Source organism: Laspinema sp. D2d (assembly GCF_025370755.1).
Taxonomy (GTDB): domain Bacteria; phylum Cyanobacteriota; class Cyanobacteriia; order Cyanobacteriales; family Laspinemataceae; genus Laspinema.
Genome location: NZ_JAMXFC010000014.1, coordinates 91,241 through 116,089, shown reverse-complemented (window position 1 = coordinate 116,089; position 24,849 = coordinate 91,241). Strand labels below are relative to the sequence as shown.

Here is a 24,849-nt window from a genome sequence, read left to right as displayed (position 1 = left end):
CCGCAGTCCCCTCCATAACTCCAAGGTCGTCCGTCCATCTAATTGATAACAATCCAAAATCTAACGTCTAAAATCGCGGATATGCAGAACTGGCGCAATTATTACGAAATTCTCGGCTTGACGAAAGAATCCTCTACGGAGTCGATTAAAAAAGCCTACCGGCGACTGGCAAGGCAGTATCACCCCGACCTGAATCCGGGCAATAAAGCCGCCGAGGAAAAATTTAAGGACCTCTCGGAAGCGTATGAGGTCCTCTCGGACCCGAACAAGCGGGCGCAATACGATGAATTTAGTCGGTTTTTAGGCAAGAAAGGATTTAAAGGGCGCGCAGCGGTGCGACCCCCAACCTGGAACAGTCGAAGCAATCCGTTTGCGGCAGGGTCATCCCGGGAACCTCAAAGTTCGAGCAATTTCTCGGAATATGCCAATTTTGATAGCTTTGTCGATGAACTGCTGGGACGTCGGGAAACCCGGACCGCTGGGGTGGGGGTAGGGACCACGACGACCACCAGCGATCGCGATGCTTTTCAACCCCGCACGACCAAAACCGCCTATACGATTCCGGCGCGTCCCAACCCTCGGGATGTGGAAGCGCGCCTGACTTTACCCCTGGAAAAAGCCTATACCGGAGGTCGGGAACGGATTCGCCTGGAAGATGGGCGATCGCTTGAAGTAACAATGCCCACAGGCATGGTCACAGGTCAGCGGATTCGGCTACGCGGTCAAGGCATGAATGGGGGGGATTTGTATTTAAAAATCACCGTTGCCCCCCACGGCTTTTTTAAGGTGGAAGGTACAGATATCTACTGTGTACTCCCCATTTCCCCCTGTGAGGCGGTTCTCGGTGGGCCGGTGGAAGTCCCCACCCTGGACGGGTTAGTGAAAATGACGCTCCCTCCAGGGGTTGGACCGGGTAAACGGTTGCGTCTTGCCAATAAAGGTTATCCCACTAGCGATGGCAAGCGGGGTGATCAACTCGTGGAAATTGTCATTGCCGTTCCCAAACAGGTCACGGATCAGGAACGAGAACTCTACGAAAAATTGCGTCAGATTGAAACGTTTAAACCGCGTCAGGATTTGCTTCTCTAGGGATAAGGGAAGTCCAAAACATAAAATCTTCTATAAAAGATCCCCCGAACCCCCCTTAACAAGGGGGGCTTTAGCAATTCTGCTCAACCTCTAATGCAGAACTTTGTTTAGGGAAATCCCTAAAACTAGATCAGTGCGGAGGTATTTCGATCCGTTGCTCCGCCCAAAATAGTAGCTTTAAATACAATATGAAACCGCTATAATTTTTTATAGCATCGTCGTGAGATTATTTCCCTCAAGTCGCTACAATCCGTTGGGGAAATAGGATAAGCTAATGGGAAGAAAATTTTCAAGCCGCAAACTTTTTGGGTTTGAAAAATGCCCAAGTCTACAATCTCCAGATCTATAGGGGCTAAGAATAGGCAGAAGAGGCACAGATCTGGCTCAGTTGTAGGGGCCTCAGATCCATCAGGTTTTGCGTTCCTGAACTATCTATCGCTGACTTCGGACTAATTGAATAAACATGAGAGTGTGATGCGATCGCCATTGTCACCTTACATTGCTGCTGTCTGTTCGGCGGGCCTGGTTATAACCGGAGTTTGGGCCCTGGGTCAGTCTGAAATGGAACGTAACCGTGAGCAAATTCGCACAGACGTCTTGCTCCAGCTCAGTACCAAGCGAGCTAAACTCGAAAGGGCCTTAAACTCCCGACTGTTTATTACTCGGGGTCTGGTTGCCTACGTTTCCAACCATCCCACCGTGACTCCGGATGAATTTAAGCGCCTTGCGGAGGTCATGGTCTCTGAGCAAAAGGGAATTCTGAATATTCAGTTGGCTAAAAATAATATTCTCACTCATCTTTATCCGTTAGAGGGTCATGAAACCGCCCTGGGTTTAAATCTCCTCGAATATTCCGCCTCGGCCCAAATCGTCCAGAAAACTATCCAGAGTAAAAGTACCATCGTTGCCGGTCCGACCCCCTTAGTTCAGGGGGGTAATGCGTTAATTAGTCGCACTCCGATTTTTATATCTTCCTCGAATAGTCCCGGGGATGGTGCTTACTGGGGTCTGGTGGCGATCGTCATTGACCCAGAGGTGCTGTTCACCGATGCGAAACTCCTCCCAGTCACCCAGGCGATCGCCCCTCCGACCGGACGCACACCTACCCTGCCTCGATCTCGCTTCACAACCCCCATTCCCGTTCAGTTCGCCATTCGTGGACAAGATGGCTTAGGGTCTAAAGGGGCTGTATTTTTTGGAGATCCAAACCTATTTAATCGCAACCCGATTCTCCAAGAGGTCTCGTTACCCAACGGGTCCTGGGAAATGGCCGCCGTCCCCTTGGGCGGATGGCGGGTCAATCAACCCCTGGGTTGGTTATACTCCCTAGGCGGCTTTTTAGCGTTTTCCTGTGGATTATCGACCTTTATTTGGGTCAGAAAACCTTGGGAAATGGAGTTAGCCGTGGAACGGGCGACCTTTGCCCTTCAGAAGAGTCAGGAACGGTATGCGATCGCCGTTGCCGGGGCCAATGATGGAATCTGGGACTGGGATTTGAAGACCCAAGAAATCTATTTTTCTCCCCGGTGGAAGTCGGCGATCGGATGTCATCCCCCGGAAATTGGGTCCAATCCTGATGAATGGTTCAGTCGTATTCACCCCGATGACTTAGAACGAGTCGAAGCCGATATCCAGGCCCACTTAAAAGGACGCAGCCCTCACTTACAAACGGAATATCGCATCTTGCATAAAAATGGGTCCTACCTCTGGATGCTGGTTCGGGGGATGGCGGTGCGGGATGCCAATGGTAACCCCTATCGGTTTGCGGGGTCCCAAACAGATATTACCGATCGCCGACGGGCGCGAGAGGCCCTACGCGTCTCTCAGGAAAAGTTTTCCAAAGCTTTTCGCGCGTCTCCCGATGCGATCGCCATTACCACCCTGGCGGAAGGGCGTTATATTGAAGTCAATGATCGCTTCCTTGAAATGTCCGGTTTTGAGTGGGCTGAAGTCATCGGCAACAACTCGATGGATCTGAATATTTGGGTCTATGAAGCGGAACAAAGGGCCTGTATTGAGGAATTACAAACCTGTGGTCGAGTCATTGATCGCGAAATCCATTTTAAAATGAAGTCTGGGGAAATTCGGGTGGGCTTATTCTGCGCTGAATCCATCGTCCTAGAGGGCGTTCCCTGTGTCGTTTCCATCACCCGGGATATCACCGATCGCAAACAGTATGAAGAGAAATTATATCATACGACTTCGGAACTGCAAGCCATTTTTAAAGCCCTGCCCGATTTATACTTTAAACTGGATAATGACGCTACAATTTTAGATTATCAAGCCGGAAAAATCTCAGACCTTTACCTACCTCCAGAACAATTCCTCGGGCGGAAAATTGATGAAGTTCTCCCCGCCAATATCTGTCAAACTTTTACAGAAGCTCTGAAGGAAGTGAAAGCCAATCGTGATTTGGTTTATCGAGAATACTCCTTACCGATGAACAATGGCGTCAAATACTTTGAAGCCCGACTTCTTCCCCTCCTGGAAAACCAAACTATCGTGATTGTTCGAGATATTACCAGTCGCAAACAAGCGGAAATCATGCTACACCAGGCCAAAGAAGCGGCGGAAACGGCCAATCAAGCCAAAAGTATGTTTTTGGCGAATATGAGCCATGAACTCCGAACTCCCTTGAATGCGATCGTGGGCTATAGTGAAATTCTCGAAGAAGAAGCCGAAGAAGCAGATATCCTCGATTTTATTCCAGACCTTAAAAAGATTCAGTTTGCGGGCAAGCATCTCTTAAGCCTAATTAATGATATTTTGGACCTTTCCAAAATTGAAGCAGGTAAAATGGATATTTACCTCGAAACTTTCGAGGTAGCCCAAGTGATCGAGGCAGCCGTGGCGACGATTCATCCTTTAGTGCAGAAAAACGGGAATCAACTGCAACTCAATGCTCCCTCCCATCTGGGTCAAATGTATTCCGATTTAAACAAAGTTCGGCAAGTGCTGCTAAACTTATTAAGCAACGCTGCTAAATTTACGGAAAATGGGACAATCACCTTAGAAGTGAGACTCATTCCCGACCGGGTATTTCCCCCCAATCCTCCCCCGGACTGGATTGAATTTCGGGTGATTGATACCGGAATTGGTATGACATCAGAGCAGATGGAGCAGATTTTTAATGCCTTTACTCAGGCTGACCCCAGTACCACCCGTAAGTATGGGGGAACCGGCTTGGGACTGGCGATCGGTCAGCGATTCTGTGAAATGATGGGAGGGGCGATCGCTGTTTCTAGCAAACTCGGATCCGGCTCAACTTTTACAGTCCGTCTCCCCTACCGCCTTCAGTTTCCGGCTAACCTAATGGAGTAACAAAACCACCGCAAACCACTCACGAGTTCAGGCATCGTTTTGAAAGGTATCCAGTTGAGGAAGTGAAGGATGATAGGGTTTAAAACTGAGTTCGGGTTACGAACAGAAAGTGGGCATATAGCACTTACCTTTGCTAGTCTTGGCAAGGGACAGCCTGACATGACCCGATCCCGCCTCAACCTTTCCCCTTCTGCCCCGGGTCATCAGGCCAATGCGTCCCCGAATTTACCTATTTTGGTACAGTCTCAGGGGTCTCAGTCGTTATCCGGAATCCGGTTTTCCCAGGTTGATAAAAACCCGCACCCCAAAGGGTCGAGCTATACGGACCAAGCCTGCCTGAACCCGCTCCAGAGTAAAGCAGGTCTTTTACCCGTGGATTGGGTATTAAAAGGTAACCTCGTCCCCCGAGGGGTGGGGTCCTGCTCAGTGGCTTCTGGATCAGTATTTTCTGGGTCAGTATAGGGAGGACCACAAGCGTGCTTTACCCAGAACAGAACCGGCTGACCCTTGATTCGACCTTGGCAGATTTACCTTCCCATAATTTTCAAGTTTCCGCCTCCACCCTCGGACAGGTTGTCAGCCAAGCCTTTCAAACTCACCCCGAATTACCTGGAGTGATGATTATCTCCGATGGACAACCCCTGGGGATTATTTCCCGCCGGAAATTTTTTGAATGGCTGAGTCGTCCCTATGGATTAGAAATTTATCTCAAACGTCCCATGTCCGTTCTGTGGAACACGATCCAAGCGGTAGAAACCCAATCGGGCATCTATTCTCCGCCCCTCCATCTCCCCGGGTCCTGTAAAATCCACGAAGCGGTTGATATTGCCCTAGCCCGTGACCCCCACCAAGCCTACGAACCGATCGCCCTGGTCCTCCCGGATGGACAAGTGCGATTTTTAGACTTGCATATCCTCTTAGTCGCTCACTCTCGCCTATTTCAACTGGCAAATCAAACGATTGAAGATAAAAAAGATGCGGCGATCGCTGCTAACCGCGCTAAAAGTCAATTTTTAGCCAATATGAGCCATGAACTGCGCACCCCGCTCAATGCCATCCTCGGTTACAGTGAAATGTTAAAAGAAGATGCCGAAGACACGGGTCAAGAAGACTTAAGCTTGGATCTGCAAAAAATCCACGGGGCTGGCAAGCATTTACTTGGCATTATCAATGATATCCTCGACCTGTCTAAAATTGAAGCGGGTCGCATGGAACTGTACTTAGAACCCTTCGACATTGAACCCACCCTACAGGAAGTGGTCAGCACCATCGAACCCTTGATCGAAAAAAATAGCAATAAAATGGCTGTCCGATATGCGCCGGAACTGGGTTCAATGTGGGCTGACTTAACCAAAGTTAGACAGAATTTATTTAATCTCCTCTCCAATGCGGCCAAATTTACAGAAAATGGCACAATTTCCCTGGAAGTCACCCGCATTCCCAACCCGCAACCCCAAGATTCTGCCCATGCGGTCCTTTGTGCCGTCCTCGCACAACCGCCGGAGTCTGGCTATTCAAAGCCAGGAGTTCCTCACTCTGAATCGGATTGGATTTGCTTTAAAATTAAGGATACGGGAATTGGAATGACTCCCGAGCAAATCAATCGGTTGTTTGAGGCATTTAATCAAGCGGATGCCTCCACCACTCGCAAGTATGGCGGGACGGGTCTCGGGTTGGCGATCGCCAAGCGGTTCTGTGAGATGATGGGGGGTGATATTACCGTCACGAGTCGCGAAGGAGAAGGGTCTACGTTTACGATGCTCCTTCCCGCACAAGTGAAAACTCTTCCCAACCTAGAACAGGACTCGTCCAAGGCAGACTTAGAGGTATTCCCAGAGACGGGAAAAACGGTTTTGGTGATTGATGATGACCCGACGGTGCATGATCTCATGCATCGGTTTTTGAGCAAAGAAGGTTGGGGAGTAGCTGTTGCCTCCACAGGCGATCGGGGATTAGAACTGGCGAAGGAACTCCACCCCGATGCAATTACCCTTGATGTGATGATGCCGCATCAAGATGGTTGGTCGGTTCTATGCGCCCTCAAAGCAGACCCCGAACTCGCCGATATCCCTACGATTGTCCTCACAATGATGGATAATAAGCCAATGGGGATGGCTCTGGGTGCTTCGGATTACATGACGAAACCCATCGATCGCCATCGATTGATCGCACTTCTACATAAATATCAGCAACGCCAAGAAGAATCCGCCCCAGACAAGGGTCCAGTAGAATCGATTTTGATTGTGGAGGATGATCCAGCCACTCGGGATCTCCTCCATCGGGTCCTGGAGAACCACGGCTGGAAAACCTTTGTGGCGGAAAATGGTCGTCGAGGTTTAGAGGCGATCGCTGCTCATCCCCCAGATTTGATATTACTGGATTTGATGATGCCAGAAATGGATGGATTTGAGTTTTTAAATGCTTTAAAACAATATCCCCTGTGGCGATCCATCCCCGTCGTTGTCATGACTGCTAAAGATATTACTCCGCAAGAGTATTTGCAACTCAAAGGCTCAGTCCAAACCATTCTCCAAAAACAAGGGTTAAGTTTCGAGCGCCTCTGCACCGAAATTCGCACCATGATTGCTGAAGCTTGTCGCCATCAAAAAGTTGGATGAAACTCTCACTTTTCAGGGTCTCTGCTTCCCCGTTGATGCGGCCAAAAAAGATAGGTGAGAAGCATTGCAATTCTTGACTTGATACCTTATTATATTCATAATGGGATGTTGACCCCAATAATATTTTAGCAAAGCCTCCCATTATAAAGATAAATTTATCAAAGTCAACCCCGCTTGTCAACAGATTTTCTCCCTTTTTTAGCAAAAAATCTAAAGCTGCGTGAAAATCTGTGAAATCAGTGGTTACCACATATCAGGATAAATTCAAATGATTTCAGAACCGATTATTTTAAACCTCAAAACTGTCAACCTCAGCGAAGACCAATTTTATCAACTCTGCCAAATCAATGAAAATTGGCGACTTGAAGAAACCGCCCAAGGAGAATTACTCATCATGCCCCCAGTTGGAGGAATCAGTGGCAATCGAGAATCAGATTTGAATGGCTATCTTTGGTTTTGGAACCGTCAAACTCAACTGGGAAAAGTCTTCAGTTCATCCACCCTCTTCATCTTACCCCAGGGAGGGAAAAGGTCACCAGATGCCGCTTGGGTGGAGAATGCTCGCTGGGAATCTCTTACCCAGGAACAACAGGAAAAATTTGTCCCGCTTTGTCCTGATTTTGTCATAGAACTGAGGTCTCAGACCGACTCAATCAAACAACTTCAAGACAAAATGCAGGAATATCTCAACAGTGGCTTAAAATTAGGTTGGCTGATTAATCCGCAAGCGCAACAAGTCTCAATTTATCGACCCACTCAACCCGTAGAAACCCTCCCACTTCCCACCCGCTTATCGGGAGAAAACATCTTACCAGGATTCACCTTAGACTTGCCGCTATTTTAATGGTATCTGTGACTCTGGGAAAATTTGTGAAATTCAGGGTTAAAACTCCATCCCGAAACCTCAAAAAAAAGATGCCTCCCATCAACAGGAGACATCTCAGCTCAATTTAAGGGAGCAGAAACCAGATTAGCTGGCAACATATTCATTCATATCCGCTTTGCGCTTGCGGAGTTTTGTAAGAGCTTCTCGTTCAATTTGGCGGACACGTTCACGACTAATATTGAGCCGATCGCCTATCTTAGAAAGCGTCATTGCTTGTCCATCTTCCAACCCAAACCGTAAAGCAATTACTTCCCGTTGCTGGGTGGTTAACTCCGCCATCAATTTTTCTAAATCTGCTCGCATTGCGGAATGAGTAGCAAAATCTTCCGGAGAGGGTCCGGTATCTTCCAACAACTCACTCAGTTCTGTATCATGATTATCCCCCACCCGCAAATCTAGGGAGAGGGGATGTCTAGCGCGTTCCATATACTCCCGAATTTGCTTGGGAGTGAGTTCTAACTCTGCCGCTAACTCGCCAATTGTGGCAGTGCGTCCGAGTTGTTGAGATAATTCCCGAGATGCTTTCTTGATTTTGTTAAGTTTTTCAGTAATGTGAATGGGGAGGCGAATCGTACGGCCCTTCTCGGCGATCGCCCGAGTAATCGCCTGACGGATCCACCAATAGGCGTATGTGGAAAATCGGTAACCTTTGGTGGGGTCAAATTTCTCTACCCCCCGCTGCATTCCGATCGTTCCTTCTTGGATTAAGTCCAGTAAATCGACATTGCGTTTAATATACTTTTTGGCAACAGACACCACCAGTCGCAGATTCGCTTCCACCATCTTGCGCTTGGCGGTTTCACCTTGTTCGATCGTATGTTGCAGCTCAACCAAGGATAATCCTGCCGCTTGTGACCATTCTACATCCGTTGGTTCATGACCGAACTGTTCGGTGAGGGTCTCTTTAATCTCATGCAACAGGCTCAATTGCTGAACCTGCTTACCCAATATAATCTCCTGCTCGTGGGTTAACAGGGGAACTCGGCCAATTTCTCGCAGGTAAGTGCGAACTAAGTCTGTAGAAGTTTGAGCAGTCTTCATGGCGCTTCTTCACTCAATGGGTAACGTTCGTTTTCGTGGCTGGTATCTTTGACTCTCAATCTGAAGAGGACCCGTTTCTGTAGCCTACCGGAGGCATCTCGCACTGGGGTAACCTCCGGGGGATCTTGATCGGGATAGCCACATTTGATGCAATCGGGGATGATTCGGGAGTGCCGGTTTACCCCTGATTGCTATTTGCTTACTTCTGACGGCTTGGAACCCGAACCGGAACCCGTTCTAGCTGGTATTGGCAAGACAAGGCGATCGCTGTTCTGTATGAATACAGGATGCCCAAAATCATGGCTGCAAGTACGAATTGCGGGGTTGTCATAAAATTTCTTAAATTTCTCAAGTCGTTATGTGAAAAATTGTAACATTTCTTAACGAAATGTCTAGTCCTGACGCCCAGATTCTGAAATTTAGTTCTGGAAGGTCCAGCCCTCGGTTATATAGAGATTACCCAGGAAATAATTTTCAGAATGCATCCTGGAAAACAAAATGAAGAAAATATGGAGAAAAATTCGGATTTTTATACCCGGGTTTTCAGGTAGGGTGTGGCTCAAGGCGTATCAGGTCCCTTCCCGGCTTTGAACCCCTGTCTGGGGGTAGCCCCTACAAAAAAACACACCCTTCAGGGTGTGGGGTTTAACCAAAAAAAGGGGCGATCGCTTCCTTGTTACCGAAGCGATCGCCCCCGTGAGACCCTCTCGAAGACTGCACCGCAGGTTACTGATTAACCCCGGTGCAATCGCCTGTTTCAAGGGTTAATTGAGATAATCCTGAATCGCCTTGACCCCCAAGGGTTCACCCTTGAGCGCGCGAATGGCGGCTACCGTGGCCCTTGCACCGGCGATCGTGGTAATAATTGGCAGTTGATAATCCAACGCCATGCGGCGAATCATCCGGGCATCGGTTTGGGACTCTTCTCCCGTCGGCGTGTTGATAATAAACTGGATCTGGTCATTCTTAATCCAGTCAATGACATGGGGACGACCTTCATGGACCTTGAACACCAGTTCCACATTCTCCAGGCCATGATCTTGGAGGACCTTGCGGGTGCCATCGGTGGCAATAATCTTAAAGCCCAAATCCATGAACTCCTTAATCACCGGCACTACCAAGGGTTTATCCCGACTGTTCATGGAGACAAACACGGTTCCCTGAAGCGCTAACCGCACCCCGGCCCCTAATTCAGCTTTGGCAAATGCCTTGCCGAAATCCGTATCAATTCCCATCACTTCCCCAGTTGATCGCATTTCTGGACCTAGGAGAGTATCGCTACCCGGGAACTTGTTGAACGGCAGAACCACTTCTTTCACCGCAATATGTTCGGGAATCTTCTCTTCGGTATAGTTGAGAGATTCTAAGGTTTTGCCAGACATAATCCAAGAAGCCATCTTCGCCAAGGGAATCCCGATCGCCTTGGAGACAAAAGGAACCGTCCGGGAGGCGCGGGGATTGGCTTCTAAGATGTACACCTGTTCCCCTTGCACGGCATACTGAATATTCATCAACCCAATCACCTTCAGTTTTTGGGCCAATTTAACGGTCCATTCCCGAATGGTGGCTAAGGCTTCTGGTTTCAAGGAAATATAGGGAATAGAACAGGCGGAGTCACCGGAGTGAATCCCGGCTTGTTCGATATGTTCCATGATGCCGCCTATCACCACTCGTCCCGTGGCATCGGCAAGCGCATCTACGTCCACCTCGACGGCGTTTTCTAGGAATTTATCAATCAAAATCGGGCGATCGGGTTCGACTTCGACGGCAAACTTCATATACCGTTCCAAGTCTGCATCAGAATAGACGATTTCCATCGCCCGTCCTCCGAGGACGTAGGAAGGACGCACCACCACGGGATACCCCACTTTCTGGGCGATCGCCAAGGCATCCTCATAACTACGCGCAATTCCATTTGCAGGCTGTTTGATATCCAATTCCCAGAGAATCTTCTCAAACCGTTCCCGATCTTCGGCAATGTCGATGGAGTCAGGGGAGGTTCCCCAAATTTTGGTTGTCACTTCTTGGGGTAGGAGGCGATCGGGTCCTTGCGCCATGAGTGCCTCATACAAGGGGATTGCCAATTTCAGCGGGGTTTGTCCCCCAAACTGAATGATCACCCCTTCCGGATTTTCCACCTCGATGATGTTGAGCACATCTTCTTTGGTGAGGGGTTCAAAATAGAGGCGATCGCTGGTGTCGTAATCGGTGGAAACCGTTTCAGGGTTGGAGTTGACCATAATAGTCTCGCATCCTTCTTCCCGCAATGCGTATGAGGCATGACAGCAGCAATAGTCAAATTCAATCCCCTGTCCAATCCGGTTCGGGCCACCCCCTAAAATCATCACTTTGCGTTTATTGGAAACGGTCTGTTCTGATTCTTCTTCGTAGGTCGAATAGTAATATGGGGTCAGCGCTTCAAATTCGGCGGCACAGGTATCGACCAATTTGTAAACGGGCTTGACCCCTAACCCGACACGGTAGGCCCGTACTTGGTCCTCGTGGGTTTTCGTCGCAAAAGCAATTTGCCGATCGCTGAAGCCTTGCTGCTTAACTGCATACATTTGCTCTTTTGTCAAGTCTTGAAGCTGCGATCGCTTGAGGAATTTTTCCGTTTCCAGGAGTTCTTGGAATTTATCCAGGAACCAGGGGTCAATGCAGGTGAGTTCGTAGATTTCCTCCACCGTCATCCCCATGAGCATCGCATGACGAACCGTAAAAATGCGATCGGGATTGGGGGTGCGTAATCCGGCGCGAATTTGCTCTAAACTCGGGAGCATTTCTTGGCGATCGCATCCCCAACCCGAACGCCCGGTTTCCATTGAGCGCATGGCTTTTTGGAACGATTCATTAAAAGTCCGCCCGATCGCCATTGCTTCACCCACAGACTTCATCTGAGTCGTCAGAGTCGGTTCCGATCCAGAGAATTTCTCAAAGGCAAAGCGCGGAATCTTCGTCACCACATAGTCAATGGTGGGTTCAAAACTCGCCGGAGTTTTCCGAGTAATATCGTTCGGAATTTCATCTAGGGTATAACCCACGGCTAATTTAGCAGCAAACTTGGCGATCGCAAATCCCGTTGCTTTCGATGCCAACGCCGAGGACCGAGAGACCCGAGGGTTCATCTCAATTACAATCAGGTCACCATTGACCGGATTAATCGCAAACTGAATATTTGAGCCGCCGGTTTCTACTCCAATCTCGCGGATAATGGCGATCGATGCATCCCGCAGGCGCTGATACTCTTTATCCGTCAAGGTTTGCGCCGGTGCGACGGTAATCGAGTCCCCGGTGTGAATCCCCATCGGGTCGATATTTTCAATCGAGCAGATAATCACCACGTTATCTGCTAAATCGCGCATGACTTCTAGTTCATACTCTTTCCAACCGAGCAGAGACTGCTCGATCAGAATCTGAGAGACGGGGGAGGCATCAATCCCGCCTGCTGCCATGATTTCAAATTCTTTTTGGTTGTAGGCAATCCCACCACCCGTTCCACCGAGGGTATAGGCAGGTCGAATAATTAAGGGATAACTGCCAATTTGGTGTCCTACAGCTTTGGCTTCATCCAAAGTCGTAGCAATCCCCGAGGGACAGGTGGCAACCCCAATCCGCGCCATTGCTTCTTTAAACAGCAAACGATCTTCAGCTTTTTCGATCGCCTCTAGTTTCGCGCCGATTAACTCAACGCCATACTTGTCTAAAACACCCGTTTTGGCTAAGGTAACCGCCAAGTTCAGAGCGGTTTGGCCGCCCATTGTGGGTAATAGGGCATCAGGTCGCTCTTTCGCGATCACCTTTTCCAGCACTTCCGGAATCAGTGGCTCGATATAGGTGCGATCGGCTGTTTCGGGGTCGGTCATGATCGTGGCGGGGTTCGAGTTCACCAGCACCACTTCATATCCTTCTTCTCGGAGCGCTTTACAAGCTTGCGTCCCTGAATAGTCAAATTCGCAAGCTTGCCCGATCACAATAGGACCAGAGCCGATGATCAGGATTTTCTGGATGTCGTTGCGACGGGGCATAGGCTTAAACTTTCGACTTATGGGTTCTGTGTTGTCATTGTCAAGGGTCTGTTGTCAATTGCCAGCTTTCAGTTACAACTGACCACTGACCTTTGACTACTGACCCCGGATCGCATTTTTGCTAAATCCAGTTTATTTTACGAGGTTTCACTCAATCCGTATCACTCGGTTTTGCTAATAACAAGATTTGATGACTTCCTCTACGGATCCTAGCCTGTGGTGACGCCCGCTTGAACCGAGGAAATCCCCTGATCATTTTTTTCCGGGGACTTGGATACAGTAACGGTTAAAAACCGGGTTTCTTTCCAACCTTTTTGCTCATTAGCAACAAATTAGGCTCAAAAACCCGGTTTCTGGTCCTATTGCTCTAATCTCATACCGCTCCAGTCCCGTTATCCTGGAGTGATTCTGATTGATTTACCGCCATGCCAGATTTTGGACAAATCCAATCATCAGGGAGTAAATAGGGCCATCCCTCCTCAAATGCTTCTAGGCAAACTGCATGAAGGGTCAGTTGTGCGTCTAACATTTGAAATTGAGCCGAATCAGCTTGCTTGCTGCAAATTTTAGCAATTGAATCACTGGTAAATTCAAGGGTCTGATGGCATTGAACGCAAACAAGATGATGGTGCGGTTGTGAGGGTTTGTTCAGTTCGTAGTGTTTATGCCCTTCGGCTAACTCTAGTTCCCGCAGAATTCCGATCCGCGCCATCAAATTTAGGGTTCGATACACTGTAGATAAGCTAATTTTCTCCCCCTGGCGCTGCAACAAACTGTAGAGTTCTTCAGCACTTAAATGGTTGCCTTGGGGGATGGTTTGAAATACGCCGAGGATGGCTTCCCGTTGGGGAGTCAGGCGACAGCCCAATTGTCGCAGTTCGCTTTTAAGTTGTGCCTGGGTATAAAATGGCATGACGACTTACCCGAATTTATGGTCAATGGTTGGTCAGAATTCGGCCCTTTGTCCGCTAGGGTCGCTATGGTAGGCGCGATCGCTTCGTTAGCTTGGATACTCCAGGCATCAGGCGTCAGGCATCCAGGCGCAAGATTCCCTAACTCATCGAACATGAGCGGTAAATCAAGTCACGGTTTCTCCCTAACTACAACTCCCCTCCATAACTTGACCGCCAACGGTCTTGACAAAATTATATTTGTCCGGTATTTTATCCTTCTTATTGAAATTTATCCTCAATAAGGGAATAAATCTAGTAATACAGAATTTAGACTTTATTGCAAGTTTTTTCAAATAAAATTTCATCCCCCCCATCCTCCCCATCTCCCCCATCCTCCCCATCCTCCCCATCTCCCCCATCTCCCCCATCCCCCCATCTCCCCAAAAAAAGATGCAGAGAGGGAAAACCCCCCTCTGCCTTAAGCGTTCTCTTCTGTTTAGAATCGATAGGTCGAGTCGGTCCGCTTTTAAAGCTGAACTTCCTTCTACAGTAACGCAGTTTTGAGAAACTCTCTCTGTTATTTAGCGGGAAACCACTAAACTATCAGCGGCGAGGAAATGAGCCAGATGATACGCCCGTTCTTCCGTCGCTAGGAGGATTTTCTCGTACAGATAGCGGGTGGCGCGATCGCCTAAACTCTCCGCCTGAGCCGCCTGCCGTCGCAACAATTGAATCATCCCTTGTTCCCCTACCAAGTCATGCTCTACCATTTGACGGCAGGTATAAACCCCATCCGGTTCTGGGGTCCAGCAGCACAACTCTGCTAATTTACTAAAACTCGCGGCGGGAATTCCCCCCAACCCATTCAATCGTTCCCCTAAATCGTGAACGTGTTCTTCTACGGCTTCGTAACTTTCTTGAAAAAACTCATGCAGGGAGTAAAATTCAGCCCCCTCTACCACAAAATGATGTTTCTGATATTGCAAATAAAGCGCTTGAAAGCTTGCTAGTGCTACATTTAAGCCCTCGCAAACCGGCGCAGTCACGGAGGTTTCTAATCCAATCGGATTGTCCGCAATATGCCCAAAGGATCGGACTGCATTCTGCATTTCAGCCATAATTAGTGTTCTCCTTTTGTATTGGCAACTTTGATTGCTCAATAGAGGGATTTTAACACAGGCAAATCAAGGGATTGAGTACATAGAATACAGCCTGAATCTTTTTTAAAAGCTCTTGAGGCTTGAGTCTTCAGTTGTAAATTGTCAATCTGTTAAAGCAGCACCCACACTACCTCCAAGAATCGACTATCCCTAGGCACCGTGGAAAATGCTATCTCTTATCAATAAGCTGATTGATTAAAATATTGCAGATTACCAATTTTTGCGAATGATTAGGGCTTCTTTTGGACTAAATGGCAGGATCCTAATTTTGATAGAGTTGCCAATCCGTCCAGGTCCTTTGGCAAGTTCCCCCTATCAATAGTGTTGTTGTTCTCCTCTACGCTAAATCTAGGATTTGATCGGGTTAGATGAAGATTTTCCTTTGTTTTAAGGGGCAAAGGCCGGGAATTGTAAAGTTTTGTTAAAGTCTGCCTGAAAGTAGATGAGAATATTTGTCAGTTGCAGTAATCTAAGGAGAGAGAAAGGCGATCGCCGGGTTCAAAACCCGATCGCGCTTGCTCAGAGGGAGGAGAAAAATCAAGGGGGCCCTCTACCCAGCTTACTGATAATATTTAGCAAGTATTAGGAAGATTGCATGGAATCATCGGAGTATAAGACCGATCTAGCACAGTTAGTAGAAGTGAATGGGGCCGAGCGATGGTCTGTATTTCAGCGGTTGCGCGAACTAGAGATTCCCTGTTGGTGTGAACCCAATCAGCCTTTGCGGGTGTACCTGAGCGATACGACAGCCACCGTGCAATTTTGGAGTGTATCCAGACAACAGAGTGCATCTCGTCAGGAGTTGGTGCAGTGGTTAGAACAGTGCTGGCAAATTAATTAATACAAGGCGATCGCAGGTGAGGGGAGTCTGCGATCCTCTCACCCCAGGGATTTAAAACGGCGATCGCCCCCTTTAAGCAAACTTTTGTACAAAAAACAACTACCAAACAGTAAGACAATGGGTAAATCATATAAACACACCTCAGAACTCAATCTCGAAGGTCGTTTCTTAGGGTTTGGCATCCCCGGGGGAACCAATCTCAAATACTTTCGATTGGCGACAGCGGAAGGGGAACGGTTGATTAAAGTCGATATGCCGAAAAAGCAGCGGGCTATTTTAGAAACTCAGTTGACACCGGGAGACTGGGTGAGGGCGATCGGTGAGAAACAACTGAACCTAAAAACCGGATTATGCAAGCTCAAAGCCTATCAGATTCTTCCGGTTTTCAAATCAGTCTCGTCCGAACCTGCACCGATCGCGAGTTCTGTAGCGGGTTGTGATCACTTTCGCGACTGTGCGATCGCCGAAACTTGTGCGAGTTCTCCACCCCCCATTCCCACCCTGGAAGCCGTAGTCCCCGAAAAAAAGAAAGCCACCATTTTGATTTGTCAAAAGTCTGACTGCCGCAAAAAAGGAGGAGCAGCCGTCTGTAAAGCCTTAGAAGAACAGTTACGTCAAAAAGGCTTAGAAGATAATGTTACCATCAAGGGAACCGGCTGTATGAGCCGCTGTAAAGCTGGTCCTAATGTGGTGGTTATGCCCGATAAAGCCCGTTATACCAAGATTCAACCCGAAGAAATTCCTGACTTGATTGCGAATCATTTTTAGGACAATCTCAGCCTTAAAAAATGCCTATAAATAATAGAAAAAATCGGTAAATTTTAGAATTTACCGATTTTTTAGATGTTGAGTCCAACAAATACAGTCAGGTTAGAAACTAAACTGAGTCCGCATCGTACCCACCCAAATGGTATTGTTGTCGGAATTATGATCAGGATTGGTAATCACGAAAAATCCCGGAGTAATGTTGATGTTCTTGGTGATGGGATACTTGAATAATGCCTCAAAATGGAAGGAAGTATCGGGGTCTTCCCGTCCAGAGACATCATTACTAATTACTTTCGGCGGTTGGCCGACAATAAAACCGAGTAGACTTCCTTCTTTGACTAAATCAGGAACCCCAACATTCAGCGTCCAGTTAAATAAGGTGGCAGTGTCGCCGCTGTTGACATCCCCATCACTAACTTGGGCTTCAGCTAAGGACCAACCGGCCCAACCCGATACGGTGACAGGCTCGAATGCAAAGCTGGCTTGTACCCCCAGGTTATTGGAAGAGGTGGCAACATCATTGGTAAAGGGTCGCCTTGCATTGCCAGAACCTGTAGTTCCAGAAACATTCACCTCACCCCCAGGAAAATAGGAGTTAGAGTAAGTCAAACTGACTTCTAAATTTTCAAGGGGAGTGGCGGTAAGCTGGGCTGTTGCACTATAGCTGCCATCAAATAACCCATTTTTAGAAGTTGGGGTATTGGCAGTGCCTGCCATATATAGGCCATACAGTCTAGCCACAGTGCCAAATTTGTATTCAAAGCCTGCACCGGCACCCGCTGGTTGCCGATGAACAGCAGGGTTGCGACGGGCAAATCGCGATAGCGCACCGCCACCACTACTTTCAAACAGGGGATTGGTGACGGGTAAAATGTGATCATGCTCCAATCCAGTAGCCGCGATCCACATTCTCATGTTATCGGTGATGGGAAACCGATACTCTAGGCGGTCCAGGGCCACTTCGTTATCGCTTTCTCCGTCAAATCCTAACCGCGACATAACAGTGCCCGTGGTGTTATCTAAACGGGCCACGTTTACGGCTTCTAGTCGGGTTCGGAGACGATCTTTGCCGGTCAAGCTAGAGTCCAAGGTCATACGCAGCCGATACCCGAAGGAGAGTTCGGTCTCTTCTCCTCCAGCAATCGTTTCCCCGCGATCGCCAAAAGCCTGAATCGGAGCCATGAGCACTTCCCCACTCATTTTTGTGGTGGGGGAGAACTGATTGGCTTCTAGTTCGGCGGTACGAACTTCTAAGGCATCCACTCGACCTCGTAGGGTGGCGAGTTCTGCGGCAAATTCTTCTTGTAATCGACGAATCGAGTTGATCTCGTCGGGGGATAAGGCGTTTAAACCTTCGATTCGTTGCTGAATTTGAATCAAACAGGCGTTTAAGCTGGCTGCAAATTCGTAGCGCGTCATGGCGCGGTTACCCCGATAGGTTCCGTCGCCATAGCCGAGGAGACATTGATGGCGTTCAGCAAGGGCGCTCACGGCCTGAAATGCCCAGTCTGTGGGGCTAACATCGCTGAGTTCCCGAACCGAATTGACCTGTTCTAAGGGGCCTAGTTCTAGCTCCGCCTGGGAGTAGAGATTGATTTGTTCCAGAATATCCAATGATTCTGGAGTGGCGGTATCTTGAGCGATCGCCTCCACCTGTGGTATCTGATCCGATGGGGCGATTTCTCCTAGAGGCATGGCCGCGATCCCCGTAGGACTTAATGCCTCGATCGCCAAAATAGCTGGTGATGCCAGCATGAGCTTCATCCAATTGTGACGCATTCCCTTCTTTCCGTTTTTCTCACACCTAAAAAGCAAGTCTCCAGCGTTTTTAATGCCAACTTTCTCAAACCGAGTGATCAACCCAGGGACTTATTAATAGTTTTTACTAATAAGCACTCCACAAAAATTACTCCCTTCCTGAAATCGGGTTTTCAGCCTGTCTCACCTGTTGACCATCATAGATAAGAGGACTAGGGCAGTTCACGACGGCCTTTTTTCCGAAAGAGAGCGAGGTCGTCATCCTTCAGGATTCAGGATGCCAGGGAGTCTGTGATCCTCCTTAACAGTCTTGACTTAAAAATCGCTGAGAATGCATATCAACTTAAGAAATACTTGATTTTTTTATCCCTGTCAAGTAAACAGGGATACATCATCTGGAGAAAAATTTTGAGGGATTAAAGGGGTTCAAGTCCTTGTTCCGTAGGGGTTTCAGAGTTTTATCCCTTCGTTTTTATTGGATTGCTGATCCGGTGATGGATTAAGGGGGAAAAGATTTCAGTCTCAGGATAGAGTTTCAGTCCAAACCTATCTAAATAGGCTAAATGGGGTGCGATCGGCCCGCCTCTTCAAACATCATGGATCCTGAATGTAGGGTCCTTTTCCCGAATCAGTTCTGTTCCCTGACCCTTAATCTGTCTCATCTCCAAACTGATCTCAAAGAGTTTAACCTTTAATTTTTTTATAAATTAAATTACTTTTTCCCTGTAATTTCACCTTATTTTTGAAATAAAAAAATTAAATGGCCGGTAGGGGCAAACCCATCATCCAGACGAGCATTCAACCCCTGAGTGCTAGTATCGGATTATACCTCCCCACTCTTAATTAATTGCTAGTGATTAGCAATTAATTAGGAGATCCACCCCAAACAGAGCACTGGGATGAGTGAGTCCCCGGACGACCGGGGACTGGGGCCAAACCTTGATGAGTTGTAAAGTTTTTTAAGAAACTGTAACAAATTGACGGGCAACTGCCGGATTTTTTCTCAGTTTTCTTAGGAAGATGAGTCATTAACCCGCATTTATCTGAATTTTCTTTACAGTTGGTAATGGACTGGAAAGAAGCTATAGCGGTTACAACGGTTATGCTTTTTGGCTTTAAGGCGGTTTAGCCTAGGGGTGGGTCCTGGAAAAATCAAAAACGAGAATTTATTTCATTAAGCTTGACGGAACTCATCCAATACCGTAAATTCAGATCTTGGATTAAAAAACAACTTCGGCTGGATTGTCTTTCTAAAGTTAGTTGAGAGTTTTTCTTGATTGAGTAGAAACAATCCTAGAGGTACTTTGGGAGGTGCAAGGAGTGAAACGCAGAAAACTATTAAGCTTATTAGGCTTGTTCCTGGCAAGTGGGGGACTGGTAGTCGCCTGTTCTAACGGAACAACACCCACCGCAACAACCGAACCCGAACCCGTCGCCACAACAGCGACGACTCCAACTACAGGAGAACAACTGGTTGTTTATTCCGGTCGCAACGAGAACCTTGTGGGTTCCCTGATCGAACAATTCAAGACGGAAACCGGCATTGATATTCAAGTCCGCTACGGAGACACGGCAGAACTCGCCGCCGCGATTCTCGAAGAAGGCGAAAATACACCGGCAGACGTGTTTTTTGCCCAAGATGCCGGTGCTCTCGGTGCAATGCAAAAAGCCGATCGCACCGCCAAACTGCCCGAAGATATCCTAAATAAAGTGGAGTCGCGGTATCGATCGCCTGAAGGTGAGTGGGTGGGGATTACAGGTCGGGTTCGCACGTTGGACTATAATACCAACTTGGTACAACCGGAAGAAGTACCCCAATCGATCCTGGAGTTGACCGATCCCAAATGGGACGGAAAAATTGGCTGGGCACCAAGCAATGGGTCATTTCAAGCCTTTGTTACCGCCTTGCGACTCTCTCTTGGAGAGGAACAAACCAAAGCCTGGTTAGAAGGGGTTCAAGCCAACAATCCGAAAGTATATCCCAAGAATACAGCGATCGTGGAAGCGCTTTCTCGGGGTGAAATTGCCGTTGGATTTGTCAATCACTACTATTTAGAAAAATTCAAAGCGGAAAACCCAGAAGCGCCAGTTGCTCACAGTTTCCCTAACGATGTGGGATCATTGGTGAATGTAGCGGGTGTGAGTATCTTGGAGAATACAGACAATCTGGCTGCATCACAACAGTTTGTTAATTTTATGTTAAGTCCCAAAGCTCAGGAATACTTTACTCAAGAGACTTACGAGTATCCTTTGACCACAGGGGTAGTGGCAGCTAAAACCCTAAAACCCTTATCGGATATTAAGTATCCCGATATGGATCTGAGCAACCTCGATGATTTAGAGGGAACGCTCAAGCTACTGGAGGAAACCGGAATTTTATAGGGTTTGCCGGAAAACTGTCGGGGAAATACTGCGGCGATCGCCCCTTTGGATGCTTTAGGGTATAGTATCACTTGTTGTAACCATTGGGGAGCAACATTAACCGAAACATTAGAGAGATTACAAACCATGAACTTTGGGAAAAAACTGGCGATCGCCGCGATCGCCCTACTCCTGAGCCTGGGCGGAATTCGCGTCGTGATGGCCCAGGGAAAAACCTTGATTATCTATTCTGGGCGCAATGAAAACTTAATTGCCCCTGTAATTGAGAAAGCCCGTCAAGAACTGGGACTTAATATAGAAGTTAGATACGGGGATACCGCCGAATTGGCGATCGCCCTGTTGGAAGAAGGCCGAAATAGCCGTGCAGACTTGTTTTTCGCCCAAGATGCTGGCGCATTAGGTGCAATGGCTCAAGCCCGACGTACCGTCGCGCTTCCTCAACCCCTGCTCAACCAAGTAGATGCGCGGTTTCGTTCTCGCAACGGGCAATGGGTGGGAATCAGCGGACGTGCTCGCGTTCTGGATTACAATACCCAACTGGTACAACGGAACGAACTCCCGAAGAATATCTGGGAATTGACCCAACCCAAGTGGCGCGGTAAAGTCGGCTGGTCACCGACAAACGGATCATTTCAGGCTTTTATCACCGCTATGCGCACTACTGCGGGAGATGATCGCACTTTAGAATGGTTGCGCGCCATGAAAGCCAATGGGGCTGTAGCCTATCGGAACAATACCACCATTGTGGAAGCGTTAGGTCGGGGAGAAGTCCACCTCGGGTTAGTGAATAACTATTACCTCTCCCGCTTTATTGCGGAAAATCCCAATTTTCCCGTCGCCCATCATTATATGTCTGGAGATATCGGGTCCATGATTAATGTGGCTGGGATTGCCATTATGGATACCAACGACCAAAAAGCAGATGCGGAAAAATTCATTGAGTATCTCCTCACATCTGAATCCCAAGAGTATTTCGCTCAACAAACTAGCGAGTATCCTTTAATCTCTGGGGTAGAACCTCCGGCTAAACAAATTCCCATCTCTCAAATCAATCCGCCTAATATTGATTTGAGCAACTTAGCCGATTTAGAGGGAACCCTTTCTTTACTAGAGGAAGCGGGAGTTTTATAAAAAAGTTGAGCGACTTGAGTCAAGATAGAACATAAGTCAAATGCAATCTCGGGTGCGAAAGGTGCTGAGTTAAGGATGAAATCAACAAAACAGGGAAAGGCGATCGCCCAGGTTGGCAAGCGATTAGAACATTGGGTTGGGGGCTATCAGCCGTCGGGACAAGGGTCTCGCCCTCCAGGGTTTTTGGTCGCCGCTGGAAGTATTACCGCCGTGGCGATCGCCCTTCCTCTCCTTTATCTCGTCATCCGGGCTGCCGGTGCAGGATTTGAGGAAGTCTGGACCTTGCTTTCCCGTCCACGCACCCTAGAAGTATTAGGGCGAAGTGCGGGTTTAGCCGCAGCCGTTACCCTATTTTCTGCCTTGATTTCCTTGCCCTTAGCCTTTTTGACCGAACGAACTAATTTGCCCGGGCGGCGGTTTTGGACCGTCGCTACCACCCTTCCCCTGGCGGTTCCGAGTTATGTGGGCAGCTTTGCCTTAATTGCCAGCTTTGGCACCCGAGGGAGTTGGCTACAACTGCTGCTGGAACCCTTTGGGGTGGAAGAATTGCCTTCTATTTATGGGTGGCCCGGTGCGATTTTGGCGCTAACCTTGTTTACCTATCCCTATCTGCTGATTGCCCTGCGATCGGGGTTGCAAGGCATTGATCCGGCGATCGAAGAAGCCTCCCGCACCCTGGGAAACAATGCCTGGTCTACCTTCTGGCAAGTCACCCTCCCCCAGCTACGCCCCTCGTTAGTCGCTGGGGGGTTATTAGTCGCCCTTTATTCCTTGCGGGATTTTGGGACACCCAGCTTGATGCGGTTTGACTCTTTTACTCGGGTAATTTTCATCCAGTACCGGAGTAGTTTTAACCGCAACTCGGCGGCAGTCTTGTCCTTAGTCTTAGTCGCCCTGTTGTTCCTAATCCTGGCGATCGAATACCGAGTGAGAACAGGTGCAGCCTATTACAGCAGCAGTTCTGGCGGCAGTCGCACCCCCACGCGCATTGCCTTGGGTCCGTGGAAATGGCCTGCGATCGCCTTTTGTAGCCTCATCACCGCCTTGGGATTAGTGCTCCCCCTTGCCGTAACCCTCTTCTGGTTAGGGCGCGGACTGAATGCGGGAAAAATTCCCCCCGATGTCCTCACCACCAGCTTTAATTCTATCCTCGCATCCGGTCTTTCTGCCCTCATTGCCACCCTATTTGCCCTTCCCGTCGCCATCCTTTCCGTGCGCTTTCCGGGACTAATCACAACGGTAATTGAGCGCTTAACTTACATTGGATTTGGGTTGCCGGGAATTGTAGTTGCCCTCTCTTTAGTCTCTATGGGTTCTAAGTATGTCTCGTTTTTGTATCAAACTCTACCCATGTTAGTGTTTGCCTATTTAGTATTATTTTTACCCCAATCCGTCGGCACCATTCGCAGTTCCCTCCTACAAGTCAATCCCCAATTAGAAGAATCGGCGCGAACCTTGGGCCGCACCCCTTGGCAAACCCTGGGGGAAATTACCTTACCCTTAGTCAGTCCGGGGGTTTTAGGCGGTGCAGTTCTAGTCTTTCTCACGGCCATTAAAGAACTGCCCGCCACCATGTTACTGGCACCGATTGGATTTAAAACCCTAGCAACTCAGATTTGGCAAGCGACAGAGGATGTGCAGTTTACCGATGCAGCAGCGGCTTCCTTGACCCTATTGTTAGTTTCTGCCGGTTCTACGTTAGTTTTATTATGGCGAAATCCAGCCAAAAATTAATTTAAAATTATGATAAACTTAAAACAATTATTGACAACCTAATCCATTAAAATTATTTTTAAATAAATTCAAAATTAAGTTTTTCGTCAATAAAAATAAAAACAAACTCCGATTGCCAAGCTAATGAACGAACCTGAAATCTTAAGATTAGAATCCGTAACCAAAACCTTCGATGCCAGTGGATATCCTGCGGTGAATCAAGTTTCACTGAATTTACAGAAAGGGGAAATCCTCACCTTGCTAGGTCCTTCCGGTTGTGGGAAAACGACCCTATTGCGGTTATTAGCTGGATTTGAAAAACCTGATGCCGGGGAAATTGAAATTGGGGGAAGACAGGTTGCCGGAGGTGGAGTCTGGATTCCCCCAGAACATCGACAAATCGGGATGGTGTTTCAAGAATATGCCTTGTTTCCTCATTTAACCGTGGCAGAAAATGTGGCCTTTGGGTTAAAAAGTCAGAAGAAACAACGGATCGAGCATGAGGTGACTGAGGCGATCGCCTTGGTGGGGTTGCAGGGATTGGAAAAACGCTATCCTCACCAACTGTCGGGGGGTCAACGGCAGCGAGTTGCCTTAGCGCGGGCGATCGCACCGGCACCGGCGATCGTCCTACTGGATGAACCGTTGAGCAATTTAGATGTCCAAGTGCGGCTGTATTTAAGGGAAGAAATCCGCAAGATTCTTAAAAGTACCAATACGACGGCGATTTTTGTCACCCATGATCAGGAGGAAGCGCTGGCAATTAGCGATCGCATTGCGGTGATGAAAAAAGGATGCATCGAACAATTTGGGACCCCAGAACAGATTTATGAAGAACCCGCCTCGCGCTTTGTGGCAGGATTTGTCACCCAGGCGAATTTTATTCCCGCGCGACGCATTGGCAAACTCTGGGAAACCGAGTGCGGGTCCTTTGCCGTAGAAGTGCCTGAAGCGGAGATGACAGAACCCGTGGATACTGCTGAAGGGGAGTTAATGATCCGAGAGGAAGATTTAATCCTGAAACCGGATGAGACGGGACAGGTGGTGATTCGCGATCGGCAGTTTTTAGGACGAGAGCACCGATATTGTTTGATGACCCCTTCGGGACGAGAATTTCATGCACGCAGTAGTGGGGGGTCGCTATTGGCGATCGGGACCCGAGTACAAGTAGCGGCGATCGAGGAACGGTTGCGGGTTTTTGCTCTCAAGGGAGTGGGGTGAGG

At 48.3% G+C, this 24,849-nt stretch carries 16 protein-coding genes and 1 pseudogene; 11 read left to right on the top strand and 6 right to left on the bottom strand.

Features of this window, described 5'->3' with window-relative positions; translation table 11 throughout:
- Positions 1-81 precede the first annotated feature (81 nt).
- From NG796_RS11925 to NG796_RS11910, 5 genes and pseudogenes are all read left to right on the top strand, one after another.
- Positions 82-1,089, top strand: a complete 1,008-nt coding sequence (locus tag NG796_RS11925; RefSeq protein WP_261206940.1) for a DnaJ C-terminal domain-containing protein — start codon at positions 82-84, stop codon at positions 1,087-1,089.
- A gap of 474 nt (positions 1,090-1,563) precedes the next feature.
- Positions 1,564-3,267 (top strand): annotated as a pseudogene (locus NG796_RS26570) (PAS domain S-box protein); the annotation flags it as partial.
- Complete coding sequence (locus tag NG796_RS26565) at positions 3,247-4,410, top strand: ATP-binding protein (RefSeq protein WP_411268804.1); 1,164 nt, start codon at positions 3,247-3,249, stop codon at positions 4,408-4,410. The pseudogene NG796_RS26570 and the gene NG796_RS26565, both read left to right, overlap by 21 nt.
- Positions 4,411-4,886: 476 nt before the next feature.
- A complete protein-coding gene (locus NG796_RS11915) occupies positions 4,887-7,028 on the top strand; it encodes a response regulator (protein WP_261206935.1) in 2,142 nt (713 codons plus the stop codon).
- 268 nt (positions 7,029-7,296) lie between these two features.
- Positions 7,297-7,872 carry a Uma2 family endonuclease gene (locus NG796_RS11910; RefSeq protein WP_261206933.1) on the top strand — a complete coding sequence of 192 codons (576 nt, stop codon included), beginning with the start codon at positions 7,297-7,299 and terminating at the stop codon, positions 7,870-7,872.
- Between the two features lie 126 nt (positions 7,873-7,998).
- Here the strand turns inward: NG796_RS11910 and NG796_RS11905 are convergent, their stop codons facing one another.
- The 5 genes from NG796_RS11905 to NG796_RS11885 form a co-directional block, all read right to left on the bottom strand.
- Positions 7,999-8,955 carry an RNA polymerase sigma factor, RpoD/SigA family gene (locus tag NG796_RS11905; protein ID WP_261206932.1) on the bottom strand — a complete coding sequence of 319 codons (957 nt, stop codon included), beginning with the start codon at positions 8,953-8,955 and terminating at the stop codon, positions 7,999-8,001.
- Positions 8,956-9,154: 199 nt separating this feature from the next.
- The gene (locus NG796_RS11900) at positions 9,155-9,286 is read right to left on the bottom strand and encodes a hypothetical protein (RefSeq protein ID WP_261206931.1); all 132 of its coding nucleotides are present in this window, start codon (positions 9,284-9,286) and stop codon (positions 9,155-9,157) included.
- Positions 9,287-9,719: 433 nt separating this feature from the next.
- Positions 9,720-12,980: a carbamoyl-phosphate synthase large subunit gene (gene carB / locus NG796_RS11895; protein WP_261206930.1), complete on the bottom strand. Its 3,261-nt coding sequence runs from the start codon at positions 12,978-12,980 to the stop codon at positions 9,720-9,722.
- A gap of 373 nt (positions 12,981-13,353) precedes the next feature.
- Entirely contained in the window at positions 13,354-13,893 is a 540-nt protein-coding gene (locus tag NG796_RS11890; RefSeq protein WP_261206929.1) for a Fur family transcriptional regulator, read from the bottom strand.
- A 561-nt stretch (positions 13,894-14,454) separates the two neighbouring features.
- Entirely contained in the window at positions 14,455-14,991 is a 537-nt protein-coding gene (locus NG796_RS11885) for a Dps family protein (RefSeq protein WP_261206928.1), read from the bottom strand.
- Between the two features lie 637 nt (positions 14,992-15,628).
- Between NG796_RS11885 and NG796_RS11880 the strand changes: the two genes are divergently transcribed.
- Together NG796_RS11880 and NG796_RS11875 are read left to right on the top strand one after the other, a co-directional pair.
- Entirely contained in the window at positions 15,629-15,874 is a 246-nt protein-coding gene (locus NG796_RS11880; protein WP_261206926.1) for an Asr1405/Asl0597 family protein, read from the top strand.
- Between the two features lie 117 nt (positions 15,875-15,991).
- A complete protein-coding gene (locus NG796_RS11875; protein WP_261206924.1) occupies positions 15,992-16,642 on the top strand; it encodes a (2Fe-2S) ferredoxin domain-containing protein in 651 nt (216 codons plus the stop codon).
- A 102-nt stretch (positions 16,643-16,744) separates the two neighbouring features.
- On the opposite strand, the gene NG796_RS11870 is transcribed toward NG796_RS11875, so the two are convergent.
- The gene (locus NG796_RS11870; protein ID WP_261206922.1) at positions 16,745-18,421 is read right to left on the bottom strand and encodes an iron uptake porin; all 1,677 of its coding nucleotides are present in this window, start codon (positions 18,419-18,421) and stop codon (positions 16,745-16,747) included.
- Positions 18,422-19,720: 1,299 nt separating this feature from the next.
- Between NG796_RS11870 and NG796_RS11865 the strand changes: the two genes are divergently transcribed.
- The 4 genes from NG796_RS11865 (at position 19,721) to NG796_RS11850 (ending at position 24,847) form a co-directional block, all read left to right on the top strand.
- A complete protein-coding gene (locus NG796_RS11865) occupies positions 19,721-20,782 on the top strand; it encodes an iron ABC transporter substrate-binding protein (RefSeq protein WP_261206920.1) in 1,062 nt (353 codons plus the stop codon).
- Between the two features lie 126 nt (positions 20,783-20,908).
- A complete protein-coding gene (locus tag NG796_RS11860) occupies positions 20,909-21,913 on the top strand; it encodes an iron ABC transporter substrate-binding protein (RefSeq protein ID WP_411268803.1) in 1,005 nt (334 codons plus the stop codon).
- A gap of 75 nt (positions 21,914-21,988) precedes the next feature.
- A complete protein-coding gene (locus NG796_RS11855) occupies positions 21,989-23,647 on the top strand; it encodes an ABC transporter permease (protein ID WP_261206916.1) in 1,659 nt (552 codons plus the stop codon).
- 123 nt (positions 23,648-23,770) lie between these two features.
- The gene (locus NG796_RS11850; protein ID WP_261206915.1) at positions 23,771-24,847 is read left to right on the top strand and encodes an ABC transporter ATP-binding protein; all 1,077 of its coding nucleotides are present in this window, start codon (positions 23,771-23,773) and stop codon (positions 24,845-24,847) included.
- Positions 24,848-24,849 lie beyond the last annotated feature (2 nt).

Coding starts and splice junctions, on each gene's coding strand:
- NG796_RS11910 (WP_261206933.1), top strand. CDS start 7,297: ATGATTTCAGAACCGATTATTTTAAACCTCAAAACTGTCAACCTCAGC.
- NG796_RS11875 (WP_261206924.1), top strand. CDS start 15,992: ATGGGTAAATCATATAAACACACCTCAGAACTCAATCTCGAAGGTCGT.
- NG796_RS11870 (WP_261206922.1), bottom strand. CDS start 18,421: ATGCGTCACAATTGGATGAAGCTCATGCTGGCATCACCAGCTATTTTG.
- NG796_RS11860 (WP_411268803.1), top strand. CDS start 20,909: ATGAACTTTGGGAAAAAACTGGCGATCGCCGCGATCGCCCTACTCCTG.
- NG796_RS11900 (WP_261206931.1), bottom strand. CDS start 9,286: ATGACAACCCCGCAATTCGTACTTGCAGCCATGATTTTGGGCATCCTG.
- NG796_RS11885 (WP_261206928.1), bottom strand. CDS start 14,991: ATGGCTGAAATGCAGAATGCAGTCCGATCCTTTGGGCATATTGCGGAC.
- carB (WP_261206930.1), bottom strand. CDS start 12,980: ATGCCCCGTCGCAACGACATCCAGAAAATCCTGATCATCGGCTCTGGT.
- NG796_RS11880 (WP_261206926.1), top strand. CDS start 15,629: ATGGAATCATCGGAGTATAAGACCGATCTAGCACAGTTAGTAGAAGTG.
- NG796_RS11850 (WP_261206915.1), top strand. CDS start 23,771: ATGAACGAACCTGAAATCTTAAGATTAGAATCCGTAACCAAAACCTTC.
- NG796_RS11905 (WP_261206932.1), bottom strand. CDS start 8,955: ATGAAGACTGCTCAAACTTCTACAGACTTAGTTCGCACTTACCTGCGA.
- NG796_RS11890 (WP_261206929.1), bottom strand. CDS start 13,893: ATGCCATTTTATACCCAGGCACAACTTAAAAGCGAACTGCGACAATTG.
- NG796_RS11855 (WP_261206916.1), top strand. CDS start 21,989: ATGAAATCAACAAAACAGGGAAAGGCGATCGCCCAGGTTGGCAAGCGA.
- NG796_RS11925 (WP_261206940.1), top strand. CDS start 82: ATGCAGAACTGGCGCAATTATTACGAAATTCTCGGCTTGACGAAAGAA.